At 59.0% G+C, this 5,819-nt stretch carries 5 protein-coding genes; 3 read left to right on the top strand and 2 right to left on the bottom strand.

Annotated features, from left to right (window positions below; genetic code table 11):
* The coding region (locus HQL56_17620; GenBank protein MBF0311338.1) for a sel1 repeat family protein at positions 1-472 on the bottom strand (472 nt) is incomplete at its 3' end.
* A gap of 406 nt (positions 473-878) precedes the next feature.
* Here HQL56_17620 and HQL56_17615 point away from each other — a divergent pair.
* The 3 genes from HQL56_17615 (at position 879) to HQL56_17605 (ending at position 4,199) form a co-directional block, all read left to right on the top strand.
* The gene (locus tag HQL56_17615) at positions 879-2,918 is read left to right on the top strand and encodes a SulP family inorganic anion transporter (GenBank protein MBF0311337.1); all 2,040 of its coding nucleotides are present in this window, start codon (positions 879-881) and stop codon (positions 2,916-2,918) included.
* 32 nt (positions 2,919-2,950) lie between these two features.
* Positions 2,951-3,547, top strand: coding sequence for a TerD family protein (locus tag HQL56_17610; protein MBF0311336.1), 597 nt, complete (start codon positions 2,951-2,953; stop codon positions 3,545-3,547).
* A 142-nt stretch (positions 3,548-3,689) separates the two neighbouring features.
* Entirely contained in the window at positions 3,690-4,199 is a 510-nt protein-coding gene (locus HQL56_17605; GenBank protein ID MBF0311335.1) for a DUF1566 domain-containing protein, read from the top strand.
* A 233-nt stretch (positions 4,200-4,432) separates the two neighbouring features.
* Here HQL56_17605 and HQL56_17600 read toward each other — a convergent pair whose 3' ends face one another.
* On the bottom strand, positions 4,433-5,578 hold the full coding sequence (locus tag HQL56_17600) for an HD domain-containing protein (GenBank protein ID MBF0311334.1): 1,146 nt from the start codon (positions 5,576-5,578) through the stop codon (positions 4,433-4,435).
* Between the last annotated feature and the right edge of the window lie 241 nt (positions 5,579-5,819).

Below are 5,819 nucleotides of genomic sequence, written 5' to 3'. Positions count from 1 at the left end.
CCTCGGCCTCCTTGCGTTCGGCTTCCTGCAGGTCGACATCCCGCTGGCTTTGGGCCCAGGCCTGTCCGGCGGCGATCTCTTCCGGGGTGAGGTGGCGGGCGATCTCATCCCGCAGCGGCGGGGCTTTTTCGGTTTCGGTGAAGGCGGCCAGACAGACCCAGCCGTAGGCCTTGGCCATGTCCTTTTCCACCCCGTCGCCTTCGCAGTAGGCGATGGCCAGGTTGATGCGGGCGTTGTCGTGACCCCTGACCGCAGCCTGCCGATACCAGTGAATGGCTTGCTCCAGATCCCGATCCACCCCTTCCCCTTCGGAAAGGATGTAGCCCAAAAGAAATTGCGCCTCGACATGGCCGCTCTGCGCCGCCTGGATCAGACTGTGGGTCTGGGGACCGATGATGCGCTTGTTGCGGGCGCGAATAACCCCCGAAAAGAGCTGACGGAAGGGTGCGAACAGAAAACCGAGAATCCCCATGACCACACTCCGCAAAGACCCGGACCCACCTCGAAAAAGGGCGATTCTACACCCTCGCGGGCCAATATCAAACCCCTCCCCGTCGGTTCGGCCAGCGGAACGGAATCGGATTGCCTTTCAATATAATATCCTTAAAATGGTAAAAAAGGCTGATCGCCCGTCCTTTGCCGTGGGGCCTGACAAACTTCCGGAGAGTTTGCTTCGTGGTCTGCGCCGGGGCTTGGAGAGAGTTGCCGCCGGCCTTCCTCGCCGGAACGAGACCCCGTTACACCACACGCGGTTTAAACGTGGATTCATAATGGTCCATTACAGTGAAGCCGTTTCGCCCCACCGGCTTTTCCTGACGCCCGGCGAAAGTCAACCGGCCCGGTCACGGTGGTGATCGCGCTCATGAGGTCATCACGCCATGCTTTCCCTGACGGAGGGGATTTTGAAGAGGTTTTCGCTGCCGATCCTGTCCCAACTCAAGGGCTATCAAACCGGTTGGGCCAAAGGAGACCTGATCGCGGGCATCACCGCTTGCGTGGTGATGATCCCCTCGGTTCTGGCCTACGCCGAACTGGTTCACATGCCCCCCATTCACGGCATTTACGCCGCGTTGGCCGCCGCCGTGGGCTATGCTCTCTTCTCCTCGTCCCGACAGGTCATCGCCGGACCCGATGCCGCCATCGGTCTGTTGGCCGGGGCCGCCATTCTGCCCCTGGCGGGGAATGATCCCAGCCGCATCGCCCTTCTGGGAGCCGTTCTGGCCCTGCTTTCCGGTGTTATCCTGGTGCTGGCGGCACGGCTGCGCATCGGGGCCATCGCCGATTTCCTCTCCCGTCCGGTGTTGGTGGGCTACCTCAACGGGGCTTCGCTGATCCTGGCCTCCACCCAGTTGGGCAAACTCTTCGCCATCAAAACCGAGGGGGAGGACTTCTTCCCCATCCTCTGGCAGCTCTGGCAGAAACTGCCTCAAACCCATGCTCCGACCCTGATTGTCGGCACCTGCCTGATCCTTTTCCTGATCATTGTGGGGAGAACCCTGCCGGCCATTCCCGGCGCTCTGGCCGTTTCCGTGGTGGCCATTCTCGCCACCCGCTGGCTGGGTTTGGACAAGATGGGCCTGGCTCTGGTCGGGGCGGTGCCCGTGGGGGTGCCTGACCTGGTCATGCCCACGCTGCAGCTGAGCGACATCTCCGCGCTGGCTCCCGCCGCGCTGGCCATCGCCTTCCTGGCCTTTTCCGACGGCATTCTTCTGGCCCAGGCCTTCGCCGACAAAAACCGCTACGAAATTCGCCCCAATCGCGAACTGACCGCCTTGGGCATCGCCAACATCGGCGCCGGACTGTTGCAGGGTTTCCCCGTCTCCGCCAGTCAGTCCCGTACCGCCATCGTCGATGCCGCCCATGGCCAAACCCAGCTGGCCCAGCTGGTGGCCGCGGCGGGCTTGCTGCTCTTCCTGCAATTCGGTACCGACCTGCTGGCCTTTCTGCCCAAGGTGGCCCTGGGCGCCATCCTCATCGTGACCGCGATGGGCATGCTGGAGTTGCGCTCCCTGCGCGACCTCTACCGCATGGATCGCTCCGAATGCCTTTTGTCGGTGGCGGTCTCCCTGGGTATTCTGCTGGCGGGGGTGGTGCCGGGCATCATTCTGGGGCTGCTGATCTCCATGATCGGCATCATCGTGGAAATCTCCCGCCCCGGCGACGCCGTTTTGTGCCGCCAGGGCCCCGGAAAGAAGTTCCACGATCTGGGCGGCGAATCGAATGGCAACGCCATTCCGGGGCTGCTGGTCTATCGTCTGTACGCCCCCCTGATCTTCGCCAACGCCCGTTATGTAACCACCCGCCTGAAGGCACTGATCGCCTCGGCGGAACCGCCGGTGCGCTGCCTGGTCATCGACGCCCAGGCCATCACCGATATGGACATCACCGCGGCCCAGCGCTTCGCCGAGCTGCATCGCGATCTGCAAACCGCAGGCATCGAAATCAAAATTGCCGACGTGCCCCGTCCCTTTCGCAATCAATTGGAAAAAGTGGGTATTTCCGAAAAATTGGGCAGTCATCCCTTCTACGTTTCGGTCAAAAGAGCGGTCGAAGAGTACGAAGCCATGCAGCAGCCGTTGCAGGAGATCTCCCTGGTGGTGCAGGAGATGGGTCAAAACGAGATGTGGCGACTGGAGTTTCGTCGCGAGGGCAGCAACATGAGTGCCAGTTGTACCTGTCCCCAGGGGGAGGAGGAGTCGTTGTGCCGCCATCTCATGGCGGTCTTCCTCGGCGATATGGACGACCTGAGTCTGATGGAAGGCACCTCCAAGGATGCGGAAAGGGTGCGGGAACTGCTGAAGGGAACCGACGTGGAGGCGGCGGTCGAGGAGATGATGACGGCGGACCGGCTGATGCGTTCCTCCCAAAAGGAGTATTACGCCGCGAAGGTGAATTTGCAGCGATCGGTGAAGGACTGACTGTCGGTCAATGGGGCTTGAGGAGGGTTTTCATGGCGACACTGTTGCAGAAAGGAGCTGACTTCGGTCTGGTGAAATCTTCCGGAGAGCGCTATTCCAAGGTGATCATGGCCTTGGGATGGGATGCGGTCAGGCCGGGCCGTTCCGGATATTTTGGTTTGTTCGGCGGAGGCGGCCGCGAAATCGATCTGGATGTCTCCTGTCTGATGTTCGACAAGGTCGGACGGCTGATCGATGTGGTCTGGTTCGAGCAACCGGTCAGCAAGGATGGCTCGATTCGCCATTCCGGGGACAATGTAACCGGTCGGGGTGCGGGCGATGATGAACGCATTCACGTCGATCTGGAACTCGTGCCGAAGTGGGTGCAGACCTTGGTTTTCACCATCAACAGCTTTTCGGGGGAATCTTTCGAGCAGGTGGGCAACAGTTACTGCCGCATAGTGGATGCCACCAATGATCGGGAGGTGGTGCGTTTTGCCCTGGAGCAGGTCAGCGGCAACCATACGGCCCTGATCATGGCCCGGTTTTACCGTCAGGCCGGCGGCTGGATGATGCAGTCCCTCGGCAAACCGGCCCGTGGCAAGACCTTTCACGACATGATGCCGGCTCTGTCGGAAGCCTATTTATAGTTCCGTGGCAGTCTGGCAGAAGGAATATGTTACGATGGTTTGCGGACTGTTCCCGAACCGGCAGCAATGCTTTGGCACAGTCAGCAGGGCGCATCTCCGGATGGCGCGGGGATCGGGACTCTTCCGTTCAGAGGAGGTTGTCATGAAAAAACCATTGCTCACCTTGGCACTGATGGCACTGATGGCACTGATGGCTGCCGCTGCACCGGAGGGCGGAGCGGCGGAGCGTTTCACGGAAATGAACAACGGCTCGGTGCGGGACGAGCAGACCGGGCTGACCTGGATGAAATGGGCCAACTGCTGGGGCCCTCTGGCCTGGGAGGAGGCGGCAAAAGCCGTGGCCGGGCTGAATGCCGGAACGCGGCGCTGCGAGGGCTATACGGGTCATGACCACGATTGGCGCTTGCCATCGCGGACGGAACTCGCCTCCCTGGCAGGAGAGGGCGAACGGGCCGTCGCTCTGATTCTGCCTCGGGACCATCGCTTCCGGGAGGTGCGGGAAGGCCATTATTGGAGTGGGGAAACCGCTTCGTCCGACGAATTGGCCTGGTACGTCAACCTGCACAATGGCCATGTGGACTTTTACAACAAACAGGAGGCCTATTTCGTCTGGCCGGTGCGGGGCCATACCGAACCGTTGGCCAAACGGTAGACACAAGAGGTTCGACGTAACCCCGTCCTGGTGGGGAGAGGGGCGACGCCCCACGACACGGCTTTCGGTTTGCAAAAGCTCACTGCCATCCTTCCGGCGGCTATTTGCCGGAAGGATGGCCACAGGGCGAGCCAGTCACGGGTTATGCCATGAGCCAACCGCCCGTCCGAGCGGTTTCCGGCACGACCGAATGGCCAATCAATTGCGGGACAAAACGACGATGTGATGAATAGTTATAAATTTCGATAACTAATACACTCTAAACATCCCTTCCGATTATAGGATGTTTGGGAGTGGTCCGAATCGGGAAATTTTTTATAAATCTCCATAATTTCGTCTTTTATATCAAGAAATTGACTCAGCAGATGGGGGTCGAAGTGACCATTATCCTTTTCGGATTCAAGCTTGTTGAAAGCCTCCTCGGGGGAATTTGGTTTACGATATGGCCGTTTCCCCGTCAAAGCGTCGAAGACGTCGACGATGGCCACGATGCGCCCCATGAGGGGTATGCCTGTTTGCGACAATCCTTGTGGATAACCCCGACCGTTCCATTTTTCGTGATGGGTCAAGCCTACTTCGCAGGCCCGTTTCAGTACGGACAGGTCGGAATTTTTCAGGATTTGGGTGCCCTTGTTCGGGTGTGATTGAATGACGCAGAATTCTTCGGGAGTCAGTCTGTCCGGTTTATTCAGGATATGGTCCGGTACGGCAAGTTTGCCGATGTCGTGGAGCAAAGCCGCTTTGCGCAGCAGGGGAAGATCCTTTTCCTCGATTATTTCGTCGCCTTCACGGGGACAAGCCATGTATTTCCGCCCCAGGGCGTCGGCGTAGAGGCTCATGCGTCTGGCGTGCTGACCGGTATGGGTATCGCGACCTTCGATGGCATCGGCCAAGCGACTGACGAGTTCCTCTACGGTGCGTTCTAGCTCCTGGGTACGTTCCTGAACCTGCTGTTCCAGTCTCCGCTTCAGGATATGGCCGGTCAACAACTGACGAATGCGTCCTTTGATTTCATGCGGATGCCAGAAACGACCCACAAAATCGGTCTCTTCATGCTCCTCCATCAAGTTGGTCACCTGGGGATTGCGCGAATCGGCGGCGGTCAACAGCAGCGCCGGTGATGCCGGGGCCAGCAGGTGTTCCCGAGCCCAGGTCAGGGCATCGGGCAAGTCGCCGTCCAGAATGATCAGGTCCATGCTCCCGAGCAGGTTGTTTGCCTCGGCTGGAGATGAGACCTTTTGAATTTGGTCTTCGGGGATCCCCAGGCTCTGAAGGATTTGGCTTAGGTTATCACCTTCGAAAGGTCTGGAGTTGATGATCACTCCCTGAGCCTGACTCAGCAGGGGAGCGTGTGGTGAAGTCGTGACGCCGTGGGTCATGCCGGATTTCCTAACAACTGGACTGCGGTCAAGACGACCGAAATCCGGCCGTCGGGCGGGTTCTCCAAGACGTTTCATCAATGATTTCGAAAGGGGGAATACCTATTGGTAGATCATGAATTGGTAAAAAAGGGCGAATTCAAGGGGGGTGATCGACTTGCAGTGGGTCATATGATCCACTATTTCGGGCCTCCTCAGAAAGTCTAACTGATTGAAACTATACATGAATCTGTATTTGTGA

Source organism: Magnetococcales bacterium (assembly GCA_015231925.1).
Classification (GTDB): domain Bacteria; phylum Pseudomonadota; class Magnetococcia; order Magnetococcales; family JADGAQ01; genus JADGAQ01.
This window is presented reverse-complemented; position numbering and strand designations above follow the sequence as displayed.

What these genes read in the sequence shown, in the direction of transcription:
- HQL56_17615 (MBF0311337.1), top strand. Translation starts at nt 879, where the DNA reads ATGCTTTCCCTGACGGAGGGGATTTTGAAGAGGTTTTCGCTGCCGATC.
- HQL56_17610 (MBF0311336.1), top strand. Translation starts at nt 2,951, where the DNA reads ATGGCGACACTGTTGCAGAAAGGAGCTGACTTCGGTCTGGTGAAATCT.
- HQL56_17605 (MBF0311335.1), top strand. Translation starts at nt 3,690, where the DNA reads ATGAAAAAACCATTGCTCACCTTGGCACTGATGGCACTGATGGCACTG.
- HQL56_17600 (MBF0311334.1), bottom strand. Translation starts at nt 5,578, where the DNA reads ATGACCCACGGCGTCACGACTTCACCACACGCTCCCCTGCTGAGTCAG.